General features: G+C 67.9%; 20 protein-coding genes. 11 read left to right on the top strand and 9 right to left on the bottom strand.

The genetic code is table 11. The features are described 5' to 3' along the window. Positions 1-165 precede the first annotated feature (165 nt). The 6 genes from QTN24_RS12555 to dnaA all read right to left on the bottom strand — a co-directional run bounded on the left by QTN24_RS12555 (position 166) and on the right by dnaA (position 8,355). Positions 166-855, bottom strand: coding sequence for a DEAD/DEAH box helicase (locus tag QTN24_RS12555; protein WP_124682788.1), 690 nt, complete (start codon positions 853-855; stop codon positions 166-168). 28 nt (positions 856-883) lie between these two features. Then, complete coding sequence (locus QTN24_RS12550) at positions 884-1,870, bottom strand: DUF72 domain-containing protein (RefSeq protein WP_313837432.1); 987 nt, start codon at positions 1,868-1,870, stop codon at positions 884-886. 114 nt (positions 1,871-1,984) lie between these two features. Beyond that, a complete protein-coding gene (locus tag QTN24_RS12545) occupies positions 1,985-2,317 on the bottom strand; it encodes a nucleotide pyrophosphohydrolase (RefSeq protein ID WP_124682790.1) in 333 nt (110 codons plus the stop codon). 134 nt (positions 2,318-2,451) lie between these two features. After that, positions 2,452-4,977, bottom strand: coding sequence for a DNA topoisomerase (ATP-hydrolyzing) subunit B (gyrB, locus tag QTN24_RS12540; RefSeq protein WP_124682791.1), 2,526 nt, complete (start codon positions 4,975-4,977; stop codon positions 2,452-2,454). Between the two features lie 184 nt (positions 4,978-5,161). Next, positions 5,162-6,277 (bottom strand): DNA polymerase III subunit beta, encoded by a 1,116-nt coding sequence (dnaN, locus tag QTN24_RS12535; RefSeq protein ID WP_124682792.1) that lies wholly within the window; start codon positions 6,275-6,277, stop codon positions 5,162-5,164. 329 nt (positions 6,278-6,606) lie between these two features. Continuing rightward, positions 6,607-8,355 (bottom strand): chromosomal replication initiator protein DnaA, encoded by a 1,749-nt coding sequence (gene dnaA, locus QTN24_RS12530; RefSeq protein ID WP_313837427.1) that lies wholly within the window; start codon positions 8,353-8,355, stop codon positions 6,607-6,609. Positions 8,356-9,227: 872 nt separating this feature from the next. Between dnaA and rpmH the strand changes: the two genes are divergently transcribed. The 11 genes from rpmH to QTN24_RS12475 all read left to right on the top strand — a co-directional run bounded on the left by rpmH (position 9,228) and on the right by QTN24_RS12475 (position 17,865). Continuing rightward, the gene (gene rpmH / locus QTN24_RS12525; protein WP_008650850.1) at positions 9,228-9,362 is read left to right on the top strand and encodes a 50S ribosomal protein L34; all 135 of its coding nucleotides are present in this window, start codon (positions 9,228-9,230) and stop codon (positions 9,360-9,362) included. Between the two features lie 139 nt (positions 9,363-9,501). Then, positions 9,502-9,930, top strand: a complete 429-nt coding sequence (gene rnpA, locus QTN24_RS12520) for a ribonuclease P protein component (protein ID WP_313837468.1) — start codon at positions 9,502-9,504, stop codon at positions 9,928-9,930. A gap of 8 nt (positions 9,931-9,938) precedes the next feature. Next, the gene (yidD, locus tag QTN24_RS12515; RefSeq protein WP_124682794.1) at positions 9,939-10,223 is read left to right on the top strand and encodes a membrane protein insertion efficiency factor YidD; all 285 of its coding nucleotides are present in this window, start codon (positions 9,939-9,941) and stop codon (positions 10,221-10,223) included. A 21-nt stretch (positions 10,224-10,244) separates the two neighbouring features. Further along, entirely contained in the window at positions 10,245-11,921 is a 1,677-nt protein-coding gene (yidC, locus tag QTN24_RS12510) for a membrane protein insertase YidC (protein ID WP_313837425.1), read from the top strand. 157 nt (positions 11,922-12,078) lie between these two features. Continuing rightward, the gene (tam, locus tag QTN24_RS12505) at positions 12,079-12,849 is read left to right on the top strand and encodes a trans-aconitate 2-methyltransferase (protein WP_313837423.1); all 771 of its coding nucleotides are present in this window, start codon (positions 12,079-12,081) and stop codon (positions 12,847-12,849) included. Positions 12,850-12,942: 93 nt separating this feature from the next. Then, positions 12,943-13,707 carry a CHAD domain-containing protein gene (locus QTN24_RS12500; RefSeq protein WP_313837421.1) on the top strand — a complete coding sequence of 255 codons (765 nt, stop codon included), beginning with the start codon at positions 12,943-12,945 and terminating at the stop codon, positions 13,705-13,707. 47 nt (positions 13,708-13,754) lie between these two features. Continuing rightward, positions 13,755-15,182, top strand: a complete 1,428-nt coding sequence (gene mnmE / locus QTN24_RS12495) for a tRNA uridine-5-carboxymethylaminomethyl(34) synthesis GTPase MnmE (RefSeq protein WP_124682798.1) — start codon at positions 13,755-13,757, stop codon at positions 15,180-15,182. Positions 15,183-15,224: 42 nt separating this feature from the next. Next, positions 15,225-15,746 (top strand): hypothetical protein, encoded by a 522-nt coding sequence (locus QTN24_RS12490; RefSeq protein WP_313837418.1) that lies wholly within the window; start codon positions 15,225-15,227, stop codon positions 15,744-15,746. 102 nt (positions 15,747-15,848) lie between these two features. After that, positions 15,849-16,436 (top strand): TetR/AcrR family transcriptional regulator, encoded by a 588-nt coding sequence (locus QTN24_RS12485; protein WP_313837416.1) that lies wholly within the window; start codon positions 15,849-15,851, stop codon positions 16,434-16,436. 66 nt (positions 16,437-16,502) lie between these two features. Beyond that, entirely contained in the window at positions 16,503-17,078 is a 576-nt protein-coding gene (locus tag QTN24_RS12480; RefSeq protein WP_313837414.1) for an OB-fold putative lipoprotein, read from the top strand. Between the two features lie 187 nt (positions 17,079-17,265). Then, positions 17,266-17,865, top strand: a complete 600-nt coding sequence (locus QTN24_RS12475; RefSeq protein ID WP_313837412.1) for an Sbal_3080 family lipoprotein — start codon at positions 17,266-17,268, stop codon at positions 17,863-17,865. Positions 17,866-17,922: 57 nt separating this feature from the next. On the opposite strand, the gene QTN24_RS12470 is transcribed toward QTN24_RS12475, so the two are convergent. From QTN24_RS12470 to QTN24_RS12460, 3 genes are all read right to left on the bottom strand, one after another. Continuing rightward, positions 17,923-19,935, bottom strand: a complete 2,013-nt coding sequence (locus tag QTN24_RS12470) for a Cache 3/Cache 2 fusion domain-containing protein (protein WP_313837410.1) — start codon at positions 19,933-19,935, stop codon at positions 17,923-17,925. Positions 19,936-20,277: 342 nt separating this feature from the next. After that, on the bottom strand, positions 20,278-21,252 hold the full coding sequence (locus tag QTN24_RS12465; RefSeq protein ID WP_313837408.1) for a M14 family metallopeptidase: 975 nt from the start codon (positions 21,250-21,252) through the stop codon (positions 20,278-20,280). Positions 21,253-21,262: 10 nt separating this feature from the next. Then, positions 21,263-22,243 carry a tripartite tricarboxylate transporter substrate binding protein gene (locus QTN24_RS12460; RefSeq protein ID WP_313837406.1) on the bottom strand — a complete coding sequence of 327 codons (981 nt, stop codon included), beginning with the start codon at positions 22,241-22,243 and terminating at the stop codon, positions 21,263-21,265. Positions 22,244-22,656: the final 413 nt, after the last annotated feature.

The raw sequence follows: 22,656 nt of genomic DNA, 5'->3' as shown, positions 1-22,656 counted from the left end.
TGGTTCGATCAGCGGTGCTGCGCGCGCCGCGCGCCCCCCGGGGCCGGCCAGCGTCTAACCAGATTAGCAAAGGATCGGCGCGGCTCACAGGGTGACTTTCACGAATCTTGGCGCCCGGCGTTCGCTGGCGCCCGCCCGTGGCGCCACCACGCGCCGCCCTGCAACTCAGGCGCGCGCGCCCGGCAGCGCCACCAGCCGGGGCCGCCGGAGCCACTGGCGCGCCAGCCGCGCGAGGTCCGGCGGCAGGTCGGCGTCGGCGCTAGCGTGGAACAGCAGCGTCTGACGGCCCTTGGGACAGCGGGTGGCGACGAACGCGATATCGTCAGCCAGTCCCATGTCGAGCATCGTATCGGCCGCGTCGAAGATCAGCGTGTGGACGGCCCGCAGGTCGAGGCTGGCGGCATCGAGGTGGTCGAGCATCCGGCCCGGTGTGCCGACAACGATATGCGCGCCATGGATCAGGCTGTCGATCTGTGGCCGCATCGACGTGCCGGCCGACAGCACGGCCACCTTGACCTGTCCGGCCACGCGCACGAGGTCGCGGATGCGCTGCGCGACGGCCTCGGCACGGTCGCGCGTGGGGCAGAGCACCACGGTCTGGACGTCGAAGCGCTGCGGATCGAGCCGGTGGAGCAGGGCGACCGCCAGCATCGTCACGCTGCCCGCGCCGGGCCGGACCTGGACGACGAGGTCGTGGCCGGTCAGCGCCAGGGGCAGGGCCACCGCCTGCAGCGGCGACATCGCAATGTGGCCAAGCTGCGCGAGCGCGTCGAGCCACATCGGCTCCAGCGGCAGCGCCGAGAACCGTTCGCGCCCGGGCCGGGCACGGAGGGCAGGGGGCTCGCGGACGCTCATGGCTGGCGGGTCGGCAGGAGCGGGCGCGTCAGGCGGCGGCCCGGGTGGCGGGCTTTTTGGCCGGGGCTTTCTTGGTAGCGGGCTTCTTGGCGGCGGGTTTCTTGGTGGCCGCCTTCTTGGCCGGGGCCGTCTTCGCCGCCGCCTCGGCGGTCTTCGACACCGGCACCTTTACGGGCACGGTTTCCGTCGGCGTCCAGCCCAGCCTGGCCAACAGCGCGCCGGCGGCGGCCGGCGCCCGTTCCTTGGCGCCGTTGATGAAGAAGAGGTACACCGCCTTCGGCTTGAGCCTGGCGCCGGGCGCGTCTTCCACACGCGGAAGATCGGTCGGGGCCGAACCCTTCGCCCACTGCCCGACGCGCTGGGCCCACTGGTCGAGATCGGCATCCTTGTACCCCGTGGCGACGGACGCCTCGGCGTTCAGCAGCCGCGCGTAGACAAAATCGGTCGTCAGGTCGGCAAACGACGGAAACTTCGGCGAATCGGTGAAGACCGTTGCGGCCTTGTACTTGCGCGCAAGCTTCAGAAATTCATCACACATGAAACTGTCGTGACGCACTTCCAGCACATGGCGCAACGTCACGCCTTCGACCGAATCTGGCAGCAGGGTCAGGAATGCCTCGAAGTCGTCGGGCACGAACTGCTTGGTCGGCGCGAACTGCCAGACCACGGGGCCCAGCTTGTGCCGCAACTCGGCGATGCCGCTGTCGATAAACCGGTGAATCGAATCGGCGCCCTCGGCCAGGATGCGCCGGTTCGTGGCAAAACGCGACGCCTTCACCGAGAACACAAAGTCGTCGGGCGTGGCATCGCGCCAGTTCGCAAACGACGTCCGCTTCTGCGTGCCGTGATAGGTGCTGTTGATCTCGATGGCCGTCAGGTGCCGGCTCGCGTATTCCAGTTCGCGCGCCTGCGGCAGGCCGGCCGGATAGAAGTTGTCGCGCCACGGCGCAAAATTCCAGCCACCAATACCGATGTGGATATTTGTCGCTACCTTCGCTGGCTTGCGCGCTGCCATGGCCGGATCTCCCCATCTGGGAACAGACAATGGGGAAAGTCTAGCTGGATTTGGGGCACGAAGCTGTCAGCAGGACGGCCAACCGAGGGGGCGTGACGCCGGCGCAGCCCGCCGTCAGCCTTCCGCGCCCGGCGCCGGGTACTTGCGCGCATTCATCGCCATCTTGGCCCGGACGGCGGCATCGAGGTCGACCCCGAGCGCCGTGACAAGCTGCGTCAGGTAGATCGTGATGTCGGCCAGCTCCTGCTCCACATGCGCGCGCTCGTCGGTCGACATGACACCCCGCGATTCCTCCTCGGTCTGCCACTGGAATATCTCCACCAGCTCCGCCACCTCGACACTGAGCGCCATCGCCAGATTCTTCGGACTGTGATACTTGCCCCAGCCACGCGCCTCGCCAAAGTCGAACGCGGCTTGCTGGAGATTTTTCAGGTCGATGAGGGGCATGGGGACAGCGGCGGGTGGGCGGGAAAGTGGGGATTCTTGCATGGATTACAGGCGCCGCAGAGTGATGCAATCAGCGCTGGAAAGAAAAATCCCGGCCGAGGCCGGGATTTGCGGGTCAGGCGGGAGCGACCACGTCAAACATCAATATTCCGCGCCACCAGCGCGTTCGACTCGATGAAGTTGCGGCGCGGTTCCACTTCGTCGCCCATCAGCGTCGTGAAGATCTGGTCGGCGGCGATGGCGTCTTCGATCTGGACCCGCAGCAGGCGGCGCTGCGTCACGTCCAGCGTGGTTTCGAAGAGCTGCTCGGGGTTCATTTCGCCCAGGCCCTTGTAGCGCTGGCGCGAGACGCCGCGTTCGGCCTCGGTCAGCAGCCACTGCATGGCCTGATGGAAGTCCGCCACGGTCTGTTCGCGCATCTTTTCGCCTTCGCCGCGGCGTACCTTGGTGCCGTCCGGGATCAGGCCCTGGAACGTGGTGGCGGCGCGGGCCAGCGCGGCGTAGTCGGCGCCGTGGACGAAGTCGGCGTCCAGGTGCGACAGCCGCACGTTGCCGTGATGGCGCCGCGCAATCATCAGGCGGTGCTTGTCGGTTTTCTCGTCGAACTGCGCGTAGACGTCGGCCGTGCCGTCGTCGTTCACGGCGGCGCCGATCAGCGTCTTGGCGTGCATCTCGGCCAGCTTGGCCTTGAGTGCCACGGCCGATGCCTCCGCGGCGGCCGCGCTGTCCAGGTCCAGCACCACGCCGTCGGCGATGGCGCGCAGCGCCTCGACGTCGACGATCCGCGACAGCCGGCCGATCACGCCTTCGGTCAGCTGGTACTGGCGGGCCAGCTCGCCCAGCGCGTCACCGGCGATCTCGCTGCCGTCCGGGCGCACCAGGCCGGCCTTTTCCATCGCCAGCTTCAGCATGTAGGCGTTCAGCTCGTTGTCGTCCTTGATATAGCGCTCTTCCTTGCCGTGCTTGATCTTGTACAGCGGCGGCTGCGCGATGTAGACATAGCCGCGCTCGATGATATCGGGCATCTGGCGGTAGAAGAACGTCAGCAGCAGCGTGCGGATGTGCGAGCCGTCCACGTCCGCATCGGTCATGATGATGATGCGGTGGTAGCGCAGCTTGTCGAGGTTGTAGTCTTCCTTGCCGATGCCGGTGCCCAGCGCCGTGATCAGCGTCAGCACTTCCTGGCTCGACAGCATCTTGTCGAAGCGGGCGCGCTCCACGTTCAGGATCTTGCCCTTGAGCGGCAGGATTGCCTGGAACTTGCGGTCGCGGCCCTGCTTGGCCGAGCCACCTGCGGAGTCGCCCTCCACCAGGAACAGCTCGGACTGCGCCGGATCCTTTTCCTGGCAGTCGGCCAGCTTGCCGGGCAGGCCCATGCCGTCCATCACGCCCTTGCGGCGCGTCATCTCGCGGGCCTTGCGGGCGGCCTCGCGTGCGCGCGCGGCGTCGACGATCTTGCCGCAGATGATCTTGGCGTCGTTCGGCGTTTCCAGCAGGAAGTCCGTCAGCGCCTTGCTGACCAGTTCCTCCACGGGCAGCCGCACCTCGGACGACACCAGCTTGTCCTTGGTCTGGGAGCTGAACTTCGGCTCGGGCACCTTGACCGACAGCACGCAGGCCAGGCCCTCGCGCATGTCGTCGCCGCTGGTTTCCACCTTGGCCTTCTTGGCGATCTCGTTTTCTTCGATGTACTTGTTGATCACGCGCGTCATCGCCGCGCGCAGGCCGGTCAGGTGGGTGCCGCCGTCGCGCTGCGGGATGTTGTTCGTGAAGCAGAGCACCTGCTCGTTGTAGCCGTCGTTCCACTGCATGGCCACTTCCACGGCGATGCCGTCCTTCTCGGCGTTCGCGTAGAAGATGGTCGGGTGCAGCACGGTCTTGGCGCGATTGATGTATTCGACAAAGCCCTTCACGCCGCCCGAGAACGCAAAATCCTCTTCCTTGCCCGTGCGCTGGTCCACCAGCTTGATGTGCACGCCATTGTTCAGGAACGACAGCTCGCGGATGCGCTTGGACAGCACCTCGTAGTGGAACTCCACGTTCGTGAAGATTTCCTCGTCGGCCAGGAAGTGGACCTCGGTGCCGCGCTTGTCGGTGGCGCCGACGATCTTCATCGGCGACACTTCCACGGGCTGGCCGTCCGGGCCGGTCACGGTCTCGACGATGCGGTTCTGGACCTCGCCCTTGGCGAATTCGATCAGGTTGACCTGGCCGTCGCGGCGCACGGTAAGGCGCAGCCATTTGGACAGCGCGTTCACGCACGACACGCCCACGCCGTGCAGGCCGCCAGACACCTTGTAGCTGTTCTGGTTGAACTTGCCGCCGGCGTGCAGCTCGGTCATGGCGATTTCCGCCGCGCTGCGCTTAGGCTCGTGCTTGTCGTCGAACTTCACGGCCGGCGGGATGCCGCGGCCGTTGTCCACGATCGAGATCGAGTTGTCGCTATGGATCGTGACCAGGATCTCGGTGCAATAGCCGGCCAGCGCCTCGTCGATCGAGTTGTCCAGCACCTCGAACACCAGGTGGTGCAGGCCGGTGCCGTCCGACGTATCGCCGATGTACATGCCGGGACGCTTGCGCACCGCTTCCAGGCCTTCCAGGATCTGGATCGAAGAGGCGCCGTAAGTGTTTTCCTGCTGCGGTTTCTGCTGATCGGTCATGTTTTCCTACTCACGATACTCACTGCAAAAGCGGCCATGGCCGGACCTGCGCCAGGGGCGGCGGGTGCGGCCGGTCCGCGTCTTGCGGGTTACTTAAAAACGGCAAAAGGGGCGGATCCCGTGGATCCGGCCCCTGCTGCGGAGTGTGCCCGATTGTGTATGGATGGCGACTCGGTGCGGGCCATCAAATGCGCATCGGCATCACGACGTACTTGAAGTTGTCGTCTTCCGGCACGGTAATCAGCGCACTCGAATTGGAGTCGCCGAGGCTGACCTGCACCTGCTCGCTCTTCAGGTTGGCAAGCACGTCGAGCAGGTAGGTCACGTTAAAGCCGATATCGAGCGCATCGCCCGAATAATCGAGTTCCAGCTCTTCCTGCGCCTCTTCCTGGTCGGCGTTGGTCGAGCTGATCTTCAGCACATGGGTGTCGAGGATGCAGCGCACCCCCTTGAACTTGTCCGTGGTCAGGATCGCCGTCCGCTGCAGCGCCTGCTGCAGCTGCACGCGGTCGATCGCGAACGCATTCTTGTAGCCCTTGGGGATCACGCGCTGGAAGTCCGGGAACTTGCCCTCCACGAGCTTGCTGATCAGTTCCACGTTGGCGAACGTGAACTTGATCTGGTTCGCGGCAAGCTGCACCTGCACGGGATCGTCGTTGTCCTCCAGCAGGCGCTGCAGTTCCAGGATGGTCTTGCGCGGGATGATCACTTCCTGGCGCGAGCCGACGCCGGCCGCCTCGTTTTCCAGTTCCACGCCGCAGTAGGCCAGGCGGTGGCCGTCGGTTGCCACGGCCATGACCTTCTTGCCGTCCACCACCAGCAGCATGCCGTTCAGGTAGTAGCGGATGTCCTGCTGCGCCATCGCAAAGTGGACCATCGCCAGCAGGTGCTTGAACGTCTTCTGCGGCAGGCTCACGCTCGCGTTGAACTCGGCGGCCTCGGCAACGGTCGGGAATTCCTCGGCGGCCAGCGTCTGCAGCGCGAAGCGGCTCTTGCCCGATTGCACGGTCATGCGCTTGTCGTTCAGCGACAGCGCCACGTCGCCGTCGGGCATCGCGCGCAGGATGTCCAGCAGCTTGCGCGCGGCCACGGTGGTGGCCACGTCGTCGCTGCCGACGCCGCATTCGGCATGGGTGGTGATCTGGATCTCGATGTCGGTCGAGAGGAAGGACACGTTCGAGCCGGACTTGCGAATCAGCAGGTTGGCCAGGATCGGGAGGGTGTGGCGGCGCTCCACGATGCCGCTCACGATTTGCAGCGGACGCAGCAGATTGTCTCGCGAGGTTTTGACCAATTGCATTGAATTTATCCTTCGTCGTTTGTCGTCGGCGACCGCGGAATCGGGTGAAAACGCGCGATATCCAAAATCACTTTGGAATCAACGAGTTAATGCCGGATTGTACCAAGGATAAGCCGCTGCGGTGAAGCGGGGCGAATCCGGCGCTGCGCCGGGTTGTGCACAAAATGCCACGCCCGGCCGACAATCGGCGCCAACTCGTCCCGACTCACCGCAAAGCCTTATCTGAGGCCGGAATCCCGCGATACAACAGTTGTTCAGACGCCCGTTTGCCGCCGGGCGCGCACCCAGTAGTATGCCAGCCCGGCAAGGCCGGCCGCCAAAAAAGCCGGTCAGCCCTTGAGCGTCTGTTCCAGCACGTGCAGTTCGTGGTTCAACTGCGCGTCCTTGCCGCGTTCGTCGGCAATCTTGCGCACCGCGTGCAGCACCGTGGTGTGGTCCCGGCCGCCAAACAGCTCGCCGATCTCGGGCAGGCTCTTCTGCGTCAGTTCCTTGGCCAGGTACATCGCGATCTGGCGCGGCCGCGCGATGTTGGCGGGCCGCTTCTTCGAATACATGTCCGCCACCTTTATGTTGTAGAAATCGGCGCAGGTCTTCTGGATGTTCTCCACGGAGATTTGGCGGTTCTGCACGGTCAGCAGGTCCTTCAGCGCCTCGCGCGTGACCTCGATCGTGATGTCCTTGCCGTGGAAGTTCGAGAACGCCAGGATCTTGCGCAGCGCTCCTTCCAGCTCGCGGACGTTCGAGCGCAGGTGCTTGGCCACGAAGAAGGCAACTTCCTCGGGCACGCTCACGTTCTCGGCCGCGGCCTTCTTCATCAGGATGGCCACGCGCATTTCCAGCTCGGGCGGCTCGATCGCCACGGTCAGGCCCGAATCGAAGCGCGAGATCAGCCGGTCGTCGATGCCGGTGATTTCCTTCGGATAGGTATCACTGGTGATGATCACCTGCGCCCGGTTGGCGATCAGCGCCTCGAACGCGTAGAAGAACTCCTCCTGCGTGCGGTTCTTGCCGGAGAAGAACTGGATGTCGTCGATCAGCAGCAGGTCCAGCGAGTGGTAGTAGCGCTTGAATTCGTCGAACGCCTTGCGCTGGTACGCCTTGACCACGTCGGACACGTACTGCTCCGCGTGGATGTAGCGGATGCGCGCGCGCGGGTTCTCCATCAGCATGAAATTGCCGATGGCGTGGATCAGGTGGGTCTTGCCCAGGCCCACGCCGCCGTAGAGGTAGAGCGGGTTGTAGGACTTGCCGGGATTGTTGGCCACCTGGATGGCCGCGGCGCGGGCAAGCTGGTTGGCCTTGCCGGTCACGAAGTTGTCGAACGTCAGGATCGGGTTCAGGCGCGAGCGCTCGTGCACCGTGTCGTTCGGCTGGGCGCCGGCCGCGGCGGGCTGCTGCTGCGGCACGCGGTACGAGCGCGCGCTGGCCTCGGCGGCGTCCATCTGGGCCACGTCGATGTCGCCCATGTCCTGCATCGGCGCGCCGGCGCCGCCCTGGAGCGGATGGCCGGTGGGCGCGGCGCCGCGATGCGGCATGCCGCCCGGTGCGCCGTGGTGCGACGGGTGCGAGGGGTAGGGCGCCTGCCCGCCGGGCACGCCGTAGCCGGGCTGGGCGCCACTGGCATGGCTGTCATAGCCGGGATAGCCGCCCGCCTGGGACGGCGCCGGCTGCGACGCACCCGGTCCGAAGCCCTGGCCCGGCATGCCGGCCGATGCCGCGCCCGGGGCGCCCGGATAGCCCGCCGCGCCCGTACCCATTGCAGCGTGGGCCATGCCGTTGTCCTGCCCCTGCTGCATCGCCTGCTGCGTATAGGTGGCCGCACGGCCCGACGCAGCGGGATCCAGGACGAAGTGAACGCTGACCTGTGTTTCCCAGTATTCGCAAGCGAGCGCGGTGATGCGGCCCGAGAACTGGCTCTTGACCCAGTCGAGCTTGAAGCGGTTGGGCGCGGCAATCCGCAGCGCATGCGCTTCCTCGTCGAAGGCGACGGGCGCCAACGGCTTGATCCAGGTTTTGAATTGTTGGGGCGTCAGTTCGCGCTCGAGTTGCGCGGCTGCTGCCTGCCAGAAATCTTGCATGTGTTCTTCTAAGTGACCGGACCATCGCTTCGATGGCCCGTCACGGGTGACGCAACGCGCGCGCCACGGGTCTGCTGCTGCCTTGCCATCCGCCCCAAGCGGAAGCAAAAGGCAAAACGCCGTCCCGAAGCCGGGCTACGAACGGCGGTCGATGCGAGTTCATCGCGGTATACATCTCGGTATACCAGGGCAGGCAGTCCCGGGTTGTGTGTGCGCCACGCGGCCCGTGTAGTGTTTGGACCGGGATTGTACCCCCCGCCCCAAGTTATCCACAAAGGATAACCCTGTGGACAAGTTGTGAAAAAACAGTGGATTTGTGTGCACAACCGGCGCGGGCCACGGGCGGCGGGAGGGGCCTTTCCGACCGATAATCCATCGGAAACAAGCACTTGCCCTGCCCGGGTACCCTCTATAGGTGACCGGGAATACCCACATTAGTTACCCACCGCCCTTTGTGGACAATGGCGCACCAATGTTTACAGCGGCGCGCGTCGCACTTTGCAGCGCGACGCCGATATCGCCCGTCCGGCGCCTTGACAGCGGCGCGGAAACTAGGTTAAATGCCGGGTTCTGCGATGCGGCAGGGGATCACGTATGCGCATCGCCGGGTCTGGCCAGGACCGTATACGCGCACAAGGCGTCTGCGGCATCGGGCAAGCGGCCTGATCCCCGCCAGTGCCTTCGTCCCCGACGGACAGGGCCAGCGGCGGCCGGCAGCAAGACAGAACCAGAATCGTCGGCATGGCCGCAGCAACCTCGCCTGAATACCAAGCGTCTGCATTGCGGCAGCCCCATGCGAACCATACGCGGCGGCCAAGGCACCCCGGCATCGGCCGGCGCCCGGAAAGCCCGGATCAACCAGAGAGTGCAACATGAAACGTACCTACCAACCTTCCGTTACCCGCCGCAAGCGTACCCATGGTTTCCGCGTGCGCATGAAGACCCGCGGCGGCCGTGCCGTGATCAACGCACGTCGCGCCAAGGGCCGCAAGCGCCTGGCGATCTGAGTGCCGGGCGGCCGGCCCGGATGGAGCGCAGCGTGACGGCCCGCCGTCTCGCCTGCCGCCGTCCGGCCCAGCGCCTCGCACCCAGGATGGCCAGCAGCGTTGCAGCCGAAGCCCGGCTTTCCCGCCAGCTTTGACCAGCGTGTCGGACCATGCCTTCCCCAAAGCCGCGAGGCTCACAAAGACGGATGAGTTTTCATCCGTTTTTGCTTTGCGGCCCCGCCGCCGCAGCACGCATTTCGTGCTGTACGTGCGGGCCAACGGCCAGCCGCAGGCCCGGCTGGGCATCGTGGTCGGCAAGAAGTTCGCACCGCGCGCCGCCGAGCGCAACCTCGTGAAGCGCATGGTGCGGGAACTGTTCCGGAGCCGGCAGGCCCAATTCGCGGGCCGGGACATCCTGCTGAGGCTGCAGGCCAAGTTTCCGCGTGCGGAATTCGCCAGCCGGGCGGCCATCCGGCGTGCCTGCCAGGCCGAACTCGTCGGCCTGCTCGACGTTGCCGCCAGGCCCCTGCCGCCCGCCCCGGCCGTGCCGCCCCCCGGCAGCCCGGCCGCGCCCGCCGCGCCAGCCTGACCATCACCATGAAGCGAATCCTGCTAGCCCTGCTGCGTATCTACAAGATCGCCCTGAGTCCCTACCTGGGCTCGCAGTGCCGCTTCCTGCCGACCTGTTCCGACTACGCCCGCGACGCCATCGTCAGTCATGGCCCGGCGCGCGGCACGTGGATGGCCGCATGCAGACTCTGCCGTTGCCATCCTTTCGCAAAGGGCGGGTATGATCCCGTGCCCGAGCCCGCAGCAAGCGGAACGGCCGCCGCACCCGTGCCCGGCCGCCCGTCCGTCACGGTCCGGCTTCCCAGACCCTGATTCCCCAGACCATAGCGAGACATGGATATCAAACGCACCATCCTGTGGGTCATCTTCTCGATGTCCCTCGTGCTGCTCTACGACAACTGGCAGCGCGCCAACGGCCACGCGTCGATGTTCTTCCCGAGCGCCAACACGCAACAGCAGGCCGCTCCGGCCGGTGGTGCCAGCGGCGCGGCCGCCCAGGGTGACGTGCCCAAGGCCAGCGGGACGAGCGCCCCGGCGCCTGGCGCCGTGCCGGCGGCTCCGGCCACGGCGGCCCAGCCCGCGGGCGAGAAGGTCGTGGTCACCACTGACGAAGTGCGTGCCGAGATCGACACCGCCGGCGGCATCCTGTCGCGCCTGGAACTGCTCAACGAGCACGAGAAGGACGGCAAGCCCGTGGTGCTGTTCGAGCGCGATGCGCAGCGCACCTACCTGGCCCGCTCGGGCCTGATCGGCGGCGACCTGCCCAACCACACTACGGTCTTCACGGCTGCTCCGGGCCCGCGCGCGCTGGCCGCCGGGCAGGACAAGATCGACGTGGTGCTGACCGCCGAGAAGAACGGCGTGAAGCTGGTGAAGACCTACACGTTCCGCAAGGGCAGCTACGTGGTGGACGCCCGCTTCGACGTGACCAACGCGGGCACCGCGCCGGTCTCGCCCACGCTGTACCTGGAACTGGCGCGCGACGGCAGCAAGGTCGAGCAGTCGCAGTTCTACAGCACGTTCACGGGCCCGGCCATCTACACGAACGCCGACAAGTACCACAAGCTCAGCTTCGAGGACATCTCGAAGGGCAAGGCCACCGTGCCGGCCGCCACCGACAACGGCTGGGTGGCGATGGTGCAGCACTACTTCGCGTCGGCCTGGATTCCGCAGAACGGCAAGCAGCACAGCTTCTACGCCGAGCAGATCGACCCGAACCTGTACCGCGTGGGTATCCAGCAGCCGCTGGGCCAGATCGCGCCGGGCGCCACGGTCAGCACCGACGCGCGCCTGTTTGCCGGCCCGCAGGAAGAGCACATGCTCGAACAGGTGACGCCGGGCCTGGAGCTGGTCAAGGACTATGGCTGGCTGACCATCCTGGCCAAGCCGCTGTTCTGGCTGCTGGAAAAGCTGCACGGCTTCCTGGGCAACTGGGGCTGGTCGATCATCGCCCTGACGGTGCTGATCAAGCTGGTGTTCTTCCCGCTGTCGGCCGCCAGCTACAAGTCGATGGGCAAGATGAAGGACCTGCAGCCGCGCATGACGGCCATCCGCGAGCGCTACAAGGGCGACCCGCAGAAGATGAACCAGGAGATGATGGCGCTGTACCGCACCGAGAAGGTCAACCCCCTCGGCGGCTGCCTGCCCATCGTGATCCAGATCCCGGTGTTCATCGCGCTGTACTGGGTGCTGCTGTCGTCGGTGGAAATGCGCGGCGCGCCGTGGCTGGGCTGGATCCACGACCTCTCGGTGCCGGACCCGTTCTACATCCTGCCGGTCGTGATGGCCGTGTCGATGTTCGTGCAGACCAAGCTGAACCCGACGCCGCCGGACCCCGTGCAGGCCAAGGTCATGATGATCATGCCGCTGGTGTTCTCGTTCATGTTCTTCTTCTTCCCGGCCGGCCTGGTGCTGTACTGGGTGGTGAACAACATCCTGTCGATCGCCCAGCAGTGGCAGATCAACCGCATGCTCAGCAAGGGCAAGGCGACCGCGGTGGCCAAGGGCTGACCGTCCCCCGCCGCAGTACCGAGAAACCCGGCCCCGTGCCGGGTTTTTTGTTTCCGGCGTATGCTTCGAAGCCTGGGTCTTATATAAGACCTGCGCCGCACCGAAGCGCGCAAGATCGCACATTCGCCAGATCGGCGGTTCAAAGGGGAGACAGACCATGACGTGGTCGGCCAGCCAGTACGTGCAGTTCGAGGACGAACGCACCCGCCCCGTGCGGGACCTCGTCGCCGCCATTCCCACCGCCAGCGCCCGCCGCGTGGTGGACGTGGGCTGTGGCCCCGGCAATTCCACCGAGGTCCTGGCGGCGCGCTATGCGCAGGCGGAAGTCACCGGCCTGGACAGCGACGCCGACATGATCGCCGCCGCGCGCAAGCGGCTGCCCGGCCTGCGCTTCGACATCGCCGAGGTTTCCCAGTGGACCGATGCCGGCCCCTGGGACGTCATCCTGGCCAACGCCGTGTTCCAGTGGGTGCCCGACCACGCGCGGCTGTTCCCGTCGCTGGTGGGCAAGCTGGCACCCGGCGGCAGCCTGGCCGTGCAGATGCCCGACAACCTCAACGAACCGCCGCACCTGCTGATGCGCGAGACCGCGCTGCAGGGCCCGTGGGCGCCCAAGCTGGCGGCCGCGGCCGATGCCCGCACCGCGCTGGCGTCCGAGCGCTGGTACTACGAACTGCTGAAGCCGCACTGCGCGCGCGTGGATATCTGGCGCACGATCTACCAGCACCCGCTCAAGGGCGGCCCGGCAGCGGTGGTGGAATGGTTCAAGGGCAGCGGGCTGCGGCCGTTCCTGGCGCCGCTCGACGCCGCCGAGCAGGCCGACTACCTGGCACGCTACGAGGCGGCGCTGGCCAAGGTCTTCCCGCCGATGGCGGACGGCACCGTGCTGCTGCCGTTTCCGCGCGTGTTCATCGTCGCCACGCGATAGCCGGCCGACGCAGGGCGGCGGCAGCCTCGTGCGCCGTCGCCTACACTAGACGGACGCTGCGCAGTCACTCTCTTTGCCAACAGAGACACCGCCATGAGCCGTCCGCCCGAGCTGCACCGGAAGATGCGCCCCGCCGCCGCGTTCGTCGCGCTGGCCGATGCGGGCCTGCAGGCCGTGCACCATCACCTTGATGCCCTGCAGCATCGCGACGAGGTCGAGGACGTGCACGACCTGCGCGTGGCCGTGCGCCACCTGCGGGCGGTGACATGGGCCTTCGGCCCGGTCCTGCCGGACAGCGTCAAGGCGCGCTGGAAGCAGGCGCTGCACAACGTAGCCGACGCCGCCGGCGACGTACGCGACTGGGACGTCTTCATCGCCGAGACCTTGGCCCCGGCACTGGCGCAGCAGCCCGCCAACCCCGTGCTGGCGGCACTGATCGACACCGCGCAGGCCCGCCGAACCACCGCGCACGCGTCGATGATGACAAGATTGTCACGTTACCGGCAGGCGCCGCTGCCTACGCTGAAGCGTGACCTGGCGCATCTGGCGGCGCGCCCGTCGCGGGGCCGGATGCGGACGTTCGGCCCGCGCCGGATCCGCAAGGCACGCGCCGACGTGCGCGAGCGCGCCCGCATCGCGCGCGACGGCCGCACCGAACACGTCCACCAGCTGCGCATCGGCAACAAGCGGCTGCGCTACGCGATCGAGGCGCTGTCCGACGTACTGCCGGGCCGCTACCGCAACAAGCTGCGCAAGAAACTGGTGGCGCGGCAGACCGACCTGGGCGCCGTGATCGACGGCGCCGTGGCGCGCCGGCTGATGTGCGAATGCCTGGGCGTCGACGACCCGCAAGCCTGAATGCCGCGGCCATCCCGGCCAAGGATCGATCTGCGACAATACCGCCCATGACTGCTACCCAGCTTCCCATTGCCGCCATCGCCACCGCACCGGGCCGCGGCGGCATCGGCGTCGTGCGTGTGTCGGGCCCCGACGTCGGCAGCGTCATGCGCGCCGTCTGCGGCCGCGCGCTGCAACCGCGCCACGCCACGTACCTGCCGTTCCTGGACGCGCACGGCAAGGTCATCGACCACGGCCTGGCGCTGTACTTCCCGGCGCCCAATTCCTACACCGGCGAGGAAGTGCTCGAACTCCAGGGCCATGGCGGCCCCGTGGTCATGCAGATGCTGCTGTCGCGCTGCCTGCAGGCCGGCCGCGACATCGGCCTGCGCGTGGCCGAGCCCGGCGAATTCACCCGGCGCGCGTTCCTGAACGACAAGCTGGACCTGGCCCAGGCCGAGGCCGTGGCGGACCTGATCGAAGCCAGCACCGAGGCCGCTGCCCGCTCCGCCGCGCGCTCGATGGAGGGCGAATTCTCGCGCGCCATCCACGCGCTGGTCGAAAAGGTCATCCACCTGCGCATGCTGGTGGAGGCGACGCTGGACTTTCCGGAGGAGGAGATCGACTTCCTGGAAGCGTCCGACGCGCGCGGCCAGCTTGCGCGCATCCGCACGGACCTGGCCGGCGTGCTGAAGCAGGCCCGGCAGGGATCGCTGCTGCGCGAGGGGCTGTCGGTGGTGCTGGCGGGCCAGCCGAACGTAGGCAAGTCGTCGCTGCTCAACGCGCTGGCCGGCGCCGAACTGGCCATCGTCACGCCCATCGCCGGCACCACGCGCGACCGCGTGCGCGAGACGATCCAGATCGACGGCATCCCCATCCACATCATCGACACGGCCGGCCTGCGCGACGACGCGGCCGACGAGGTGGAGCGCATCGGCATCGAACGCACCTGGGACGCCATCCGCCGCGCCGACATCGTGCTGCACCTGGTGGACGCGGCCGACTACCTGGAACACGGCATCTCCGAGGTCGACGACCATATCGACGACCGCCTCAGCGGCCAGCTCCCGCCCGGATCACCCATCGTGCGCGTGGTCAACAAGATCGACCTGGCGCCGGCGGCGGGCCAGATGGGCTTTGGCGGCAACCGCCCGCACGTGGTGGCCGCCAACGGCCCGAACCCGACCGAGATCTGGATCTCCGCGCGCACCGGCGCCGGCATCGACCTGATGCGCCGCGAGCTGCTGCGCCTGATCGGCTGGCAATCGGGCAACGAAGGCACGTTCCTGGCCCGCGAACGCCACCTGACGGCGCTGCGCAGCGCCCAGTCCCACCTGGACTGCGCCGTCGAACGCGCCGAGCAGAACGCCCAGGCGCTGGACCTGTTCGCCGAGGAACTGCGCCTGGCGCAGGAGCACCTGAACAGCATCACCGGCGAGTTCACGAGCGACGACCTGCTCGGCACGATCTTCACGCGGTTTTGTATTGGGAAGTGAGGACCACTGTCCGGCGGGGGTCTCTGCATTGACAGCGATATCGTGAGCCAGCCCGCCACCGCCCGCCCCCTCTCCCCCGGCGAACGCGCGCTCGCCCGGTCGATCTTTGCCGATACCATCGATTACACGCGCGTGCGTGTGCACCATCGCAACTACGTGTTCTGGCAGGGCGGGCACTACATCATCACGCCGAATGGCCAGATCTACCTTGGCCGCCGGCTGCGGGGGCTGACCGACTTCAGTGTGGCCAACCTGGCGCTGCAGGGGCTGTTCATCCACGAGATGGCCCATGTCTGGCAGTACCAGCACGGGGTCAACGTGCTGCTGCGCGGGGCGGTCGAGCAGGTGAAGCACTTCCTGGGGTTCGACCAGTACCGCTACCGGCTCGACGCCGGCAAGCCGCTGGGCGCCTACAAGCTGGAGCAGCAGGGCGATATCCTGCGCGACTACTTTCTGGCGCGGCAGGGCCAGCGGGCGCCGTACGGGGCGGACGAGTACCTGGCCGCGCTCGGCAGGCCGGGCGCACACGACGGGCCAGACGGGCCGGGCGGCACGCTCGTGTGATGCGCGCATGGCGCGCGCCGGCCAGGGTTTCCTCCAAGGTGCCGCGTTGACTTGCGGGGCGATGTGGCGGACCATCGGCCACAACGCAAACCGGAGTCCAACATGCCCCGCGTATCGAAAGCGGAAGCGGAGAAAAACCGCGCCATCATCGAACAGGTGTCGTCACGGCTGTTCCGCGAGCAGGGCTTTCATGGCATCAGCGTGGCCGATCTGATGGGCGCCGCCGGGCTCACGCACGGCGGGTTCTATGGCCACTTCGAATCGAAGGACGCGCTCGCAGCCATCGCCTGCGCGCGCGCGTTCGAGGAGTCCGAAGCCCGCTGGCGCAAGCGCGTGGGCGAGGCGCCGGACCGGGCCGCCGCCCGGTCGGCACTGGTCGATGGCTACCTGTCCGCGCGCAATCGCAACAATGCCGGCGCCGGGTGCCCGGTGGCCGCGCTGGCCAACGACGTGGCGCGCGAGTCCGACGACAAGCCCGTGCGCGGCGCCTTCCACGCGGGCGTGGAGCAGTTGCTGGACATCCTGGCCAGCGTCCAGCCCGGCGACGACGCCGCCGCGAACCGGCAGGCCGCGCTGGCGCAGATGGCGATGCTGGCCGGCGCGCTGACGCTGTCGCGCGCCACGCAGGGCACGCCGCTGTCGAACGAAATCCTGGCCGCCGCGCGCGCGGCGCTGCTGCCGGAAGGCTGAAAACCTGACGCCCGCGCCGGGCGCGCTACACTTGCGGACTTCGTCGTCCTGTCCGCCCGCCCCCCGATGTTGAGCCGTACCAGACAAACCCTTGTCGCCGTCGTTGCCGTCTTCATCCTCTGCCTGCTCTGGTTCGTCGGCAACGAGAAGAACGATCCGGTGCCCGCCGACCCCGCGGCCGATACCGTGGCCGCCGCCTCCGACGCGCCCGCCAGCGTGCCGCGTGGCATCCCGCGCAACGGCACGCTCGACCCCATCAGCATCGACCCGAACCGTCCGGCCAACCTGCTGCCGCAGTATCCGGCCGACGCGCTGGCCGCCGACTACCGCAACGACGCCACCGCCGCGGACGAGCGCTATCGCGGCCAGTACTTCATCGTCGAAGGCGTGGCCAGCGGCATCCGGCGCGAGCAGGACAACGTCTTCCTGGAAATCCGCACCGACAACGCCAGCCAGGTCGTGCGCGCCGCGCTGCTGCGCCAGCAGATCTGCGGCCCGGCCGGGCGCACCTGCGAGGTGGAAGCGCGCGCCACGATGGTCCGGCGCGGCCAGAAGGTGGCCGTGGAATGTACCGGCGCGGGGCAGGGCGACGGCAACACGCCGCTGCTGGCCGACTGCCTGCTGCGGGGCGGCGCGAACTAGCCCGCACCAAGCGCCGCGCGAATCACTTCGACGATTTGCGGCCCGGCTCCCCCGCTGTTCTTCGCTTTGACGCGCCGCCGGCACGCCTACATTACGCAGGCATGCTGCCGGCAATGCGTCCCTGAACCGCCCTTCACGCGGCATCCGGGCGGCCGGCTTCCTAGCCGACGCGCTATCAGGATCCGAAATGAAGAGAGCAACGATTGCGGCCGCGCTGGCCTTGCTGGCCACGGGCTGTTCCACTTACCAGAGCGTGACGCCGGTCGACCGCACCGAGATCATCGACCCGATCGCCGGGTTCCAGAATGGCACCTTCGGCGGCCCGGCCCAGTTCCGCGTCGACGGCAACCGCATGGTCGGTGCCGATGGCGCACTGTTCTGCGTCATCACCAACCAGGTCAACGGCAACGCCTACGTCGACAGCTTCGCCAGTGCGCTGCGCGCGCGCAACTTCGAGGTCAAGATGCTGCCGCCGTATTCGTCGGTGGCGTCCTGCCCGATGACGGCCATGTACGTGGCCCAGCGGCAGACCTACCTCACGCCGTTCCTGGTGTCGGCCGACATCACGGTGTTCCGCAACGGCGAGCGCGTGGGCAAGGCCGTGTTCAACGCCAACCGCAGCGCGGGCGGCATCAACCTGAGCCATCTGATCCAGCCCGACACCAAGATCGAGGAACTGGTCGACCGGCTGTTCCCGGGCCTGAAACCGCAGCCCGTGCCGGCCCAGGCCGCGCCGGCCCCGGCTCCGGCGCCCGAGCAGGCGCCGGCCGCCGTCCCGGCCGCCTGACAGTCACGCCGCCGCGCCCGATCCGGCCGGACCGGGCGGGGCAGGGTCGTCAGGCCATCAGGCCAGGCGGAACACTTCCACCGCCTGACGCAGTTCCTGCGCCTGGTGGTGCAGGCTTTCGGCCGCCGCGGCGGCCTCCTCGACCAGCGCCGCGTTCTGCTGCGTGACGCTGTCCATCTCGGCCACGGCACCGCTGACCTGCGCCAGCCCCTGCGACTGCTCGCGCGACGCCACGCTGATGTCGCCCATCAGCGCCGCAATCGCTTCCACGCGCCGCACCATGTCGTCGATGGCCGTTCCGGCCTGCTGCACGGCCTCGTTGCCGCTCTTGAGGTCCGTCACGGTCCGCTCGATCAACTGCTTGATCTCGCCGGCCGCGTTGGCGCTGCGCTGCGCCAGGCTGCGCACCTCGCCTGCCACCACGGCAAACCCGCGCCCGTGCTCGCCCGCGCGCGCCGCTTCCACGGCGGCGTTCAGCGCCAGGATGTTGGTCTGGAACGCGATGCCGTCGATCATGCCGATGATGTCCACCACCTGCTGCGCGTTGCGATGGATATCGGCCATCGTGTCGACCACGCGGCCCACCGTCGTGCCGCCCGCGCGGGCCGCCTCGGCGGCGCTGGCCACGGCCTGGTTGGCGTCGTGCGCGTTGTCGGCGTTCTGCTTCACCGTCGCGGACAGTTCCTCGATGCTGGCCACCGTGCGCTCCAGGCTGCCGGCCTGCGCGGCCGTGCGCGACGACAGGTCGGCATTGCCGCTGGCGATCTGGCTCGTGCTGCCCGCGATGGCGCCCACGCTGCCGCGCACCTTGTCCACGATGCCGGACAGGCCCTGGCCCACGCCGTCGATGGCGCGCATCAACTGGCCGATCTCGTCATTGCGCGGCGTATCCAGCCGCGCGGTCAGGTCGCCCGACGCCAGGCGCGCCGCGGCATCGGCGGCGGCGGCCAGCGGCTGGCTGACCATTCGGCGCAGCAGCCACCAGAACGCGGCCGACACCGCCAGCGCCGCCAGCAAGCCCCCGGCCAGGAAGCGGTTGCGGCTGGCTTCCAGTTCATCGCGCAGCGAGGCCGTCGGCACGGAGCCGGCAATCGTCCACTGCCATTCCGGGTAGGTCACGAACGCGGTCAGCCGCTCGCGCGCCGCGTCGTTGCCGATGGCCACGGTGTTGGTCACGGCGCCTTCCCTGGCCGCGATCATGTCGCGGATCCACGGCTTGCCGGCGGCGTCCCTGGCGTCGATCTGCACCGTGCCCTCGGAGCCCGAGCGGTCGACGATGATCTTGCCCTGGTCGGCCCCGCCCTTGGCGTCGATGACGATGAACTGGCCGTCGTCGCCAATCTTCTTGCGGCGGATGCGGTTCTTCAGCGCCGCCAGCTCGGCCTCGACGTTCACGCCCACGTACAGCGCGCCGACGATCTTGCCGCCGGCGTCGCGCACGGGCTCGTACTTGCTCATGTAGGGCTTGCCGAACAGCCACGCCAGCGAGCGGTACGACTTGCCCGACGACACGGCCGCGTAGGCCGGGCTGGCGCGGTCCAGCAGCGTGCCGATGGCGCGCTGGCCGTCCTGCTTCTTGAGCGACGTGGTCACGCGGATGTAGTCGTCGCCGGTGCGGGCGAACACCGTGGCCACGACGCCGCCGGTGTTGGCAAAGAACTTGTCCGGCACCTCGAAGCTGTTGTTCAGCACCAGATCGCCGCTGCGGAAGGTCGGCGTGGCCTTGCCGGCCACCTCGACGGTCTGCGAGGGGTCCACCGCGTACGGGCCGGGCAGCACGGCGGCAAAGCTCAGCAGGAAGCGGTCGGCCTCCTGCAGCATGGTGTCGTCAAGCTGGGCCACCAGCTCGCGCAGCGTCTGGCTCTCGGCACTGATGGCGTCGCGGGCCTGCGCTTCGAGCTGGGTCATGCTGCTATGGGACAGGGCCAGCGAGAAGGCACCGAACGCAACAAGCTGGACGGCCAGCACGACCAGCGCAATGCGCGTGCCGATGCTCCAGCTGCCGGCAGCCGCGCGCACGCGGCCCGCCGCCGCCTGCCGCGGCAGGGTAAGGGAATAGGTAGAAGACAAGGGGCGCTCCGTGTAGATCGCCGTGCGCCGTCATGACGCACGGGCGACGTCCGCTCTGACGGCGGATCGTCACAACGGAGTTATCGGATGTGCAGACAATGCTCTTGAATTCAGGGAATGCTTAATCTAACCGTGGGGTGGATGTGTCACGGTGTGATGGGATGAAACCCGTTGCATACGCGGGGTGGACTCCCCTCTCCCGCGCGCGGGAGAGGGGTCGGGGGAGAGGGCCAGCCGCGCTATTTGCGAGACGGTTGGCAAGCAGATCCTCGACGCCCTCTCCCCCAGCCCCTCTCCCGCAGGCGGGAGAGGGGAGCGCGGCCGAAGGCATCGCCAACGTCCTCAAACCTCCAGCCGCCCCAGCCTGACCACCGTCACCCCCGGCCGCAGTTGCCGCAGCGACGGCATCACGAGCACGCAGTTCGGGTACGGGGTGACCACCGGCTCGCCGTCGCGCCAGCCGATCACGGTGCCGGCGTCGTCGAACGTTTCCAGGCCGGTGTAGGGGCCCGCGAACCGGAAGTCCATGCTGCTGGCCACCACGGGCTCGGTCACGCGGACCACGCGCTGCGTGGCGGGCAGCGGCTGCAGCCAGCCGGCCGGCAGGTCGGCCTCGTCGACCACGCCCGCGTGGAGCAGGAAGCGGGCGGTGCTATCGCGCGCCACGGCGACGGCCGAGGTTTCCCAGTGCTGGCCGCATTCGATCAGCAGCGCGTTGCGCGGGCTGGCCGGATCGCCAAACCCGGCGTAGTCGCGCATGCGGCGGCCTTCGGGGTGGCCTTCGTCGACGATGATGTCGGCCGGCGCGCCCACGGCGCGCGACAGCGCGATGCCCTTGTCGAGCGGCCCGGAGACAATCAGCGGCCGGCTTTTCTCGTGCATCGAGTGCAGGTCCAGCAGCAGGTCGACCGTGTCGATCACCGGACGCATGGCGCGCGCGCGGCGCAGTTCGGACGAATCGCGCGACAGGTCGTCCAGCACCGCCGCGGTCCACACGCGGTTGAAATCCTGGTCGACGAAGCGCGAGGCATCGGGCCGGGCTGCGTCGAACGCGGCGTAGGCATCCACGTTGGCAAACGCCAGCGTCAGCCGGCCCCGGCGCGGCCGCAGGCCGTGGTCCAGCAGGCCGGCCACCGTGATCGCGCCGCAGACCTCGTTGCCGTGCGTCAGTGCGTTGATCATCACATGCGGGCCTGGCGCGCCACTGTCGAACGTGTGGACGTAGGCGATGCCCGTGTTGCCGTCGGCATAGGGGCGGATGTCCGGGAAGGCGACCTCGACCGGATAGGCGTCGAGCGGGGGCGTGGTTGGCGTCATCGGGCGGTCCTTACTGGCGGATGTCGGCGGTCTGGACGATCGAGCGGTACTTGGCCGTCTCGCGCTTCACGAACGCGGCGAACTGGGCGGGATTGGCCGGTGCCACCTCCACGCCGGCTTCGGCCAGCTTCTTGCGGACGTCCGGCATCGCCAGCACGGCCTGCATCTCGGTATTCAGCCGATCGATAACGGAGCGCGGTAGGGCCCCAGGCGCCATCAATCCGAACCATACTCCCATGTCGACTCCCTTGAGCGCCGGGGTCTCGGCCAGTGCGGGCACGTTCGGCGCCACGCTGGCGCGCTTGTTCTCGGTCACGCCGTAGGCACGCACGCGACCGGCCTGGATATGCGGCAGCGCCGACGACAGCACCATCACCGCCAGGTCGATCTGGCCGCCGAGCAGGTCGGTCGCCATCGCCGACGCGCCCTTGTACGGCACGTGCGTGATGTTGACCTTGCCCTGCTGCTTGATCAGCTCGCCGGCCAAGTTCAGCGGCGTGCCCACGCCCGACGACGCATACGACAGCGCGCCCGGCTTGGCCGCGGCCAGCGCGATCAGCTCGCCGGCATCCTTGGCGGGCAACTGGAGCTTGCCCACCAGCACCATCGGCTGCGTGCCGACGAAGGTAATCGGCGCCAGGTCCTTCTCGCCGTCGTAGCGCACCGCCGGGTTGGTCAGCCGCGCGATCGACACCTCGCTGCCCGAGCCCATCAGCAGCGTGTAGCCATCGGCCTCCGCCTTGACCACCTTCTGCGCACCAATGGTGCCGCCCGCGCCGCCCAGGTTCTCGATCACCACGCTCTGGCCCAGCCGCTTGCCCAGCTCGGGCGCCACGGTGCGCGCCACCAGATCGACGCTACCGCCGGCGGTGTAGCCCACCACCAGCGTGATCGGCTTGGTCGGATAGCCACCGGCCGCAGAGGCGCTGGCGGTGGCAAATGCACAACTGGCAACGGAAGCGGCGGCAAGCACGCGCAGCAGGGTCTTCATGATTTCTCCGGCAGGTCTGTAGATGTTGTCCGGCGATGGTAGAGAGCGCGCAACGGCGCAGGATGCGGCTTTGGCAACGGGGGTTGCCGTTTCGGCAATGGGCGGAAATGGTGCAGGACGGTGTTCCTGCTCACCCGCCTGCGGGAGGACGTTGCCGACTGGTCGCAATTTGCACCGCCGGCCCTCACCCCCGGCCCCTCTCCCGCAACGCGGGCGAGGGGAGACGACAAGCGATGACGCTCAGTTTCTAGTGCTGGTTTTTGCTCCCCTCTCCCGCCTGCGGGAGAGGGGTTGGGGGAGAGGGCGTTGAGCATCTGCTTGCCGACTGGTCGCAACTTGCACTGGCCCTCTGCCCCGGCTTCGCTCCCGCAACGCGGGAGAGGGGAGCAAACCAGGGGCTGCAAACAGACTAG

It is taken from the genome of Cupriavidus sp. SZY C1, from assembly GCF_032190535.1.
Taxonomy (GTDB): Bacteria; Pseudomonadota; Gammaproteobacteria; order Burkholderiales; family Burkholderiaceae; genus Cupriavidus; species Cupriavidus pauculus_C.
The sequence above is the reverse complement of the archived record's forward strand: the minus strand, read 5'-3'. Positions and strand labels throughout refer to the sequence as shown.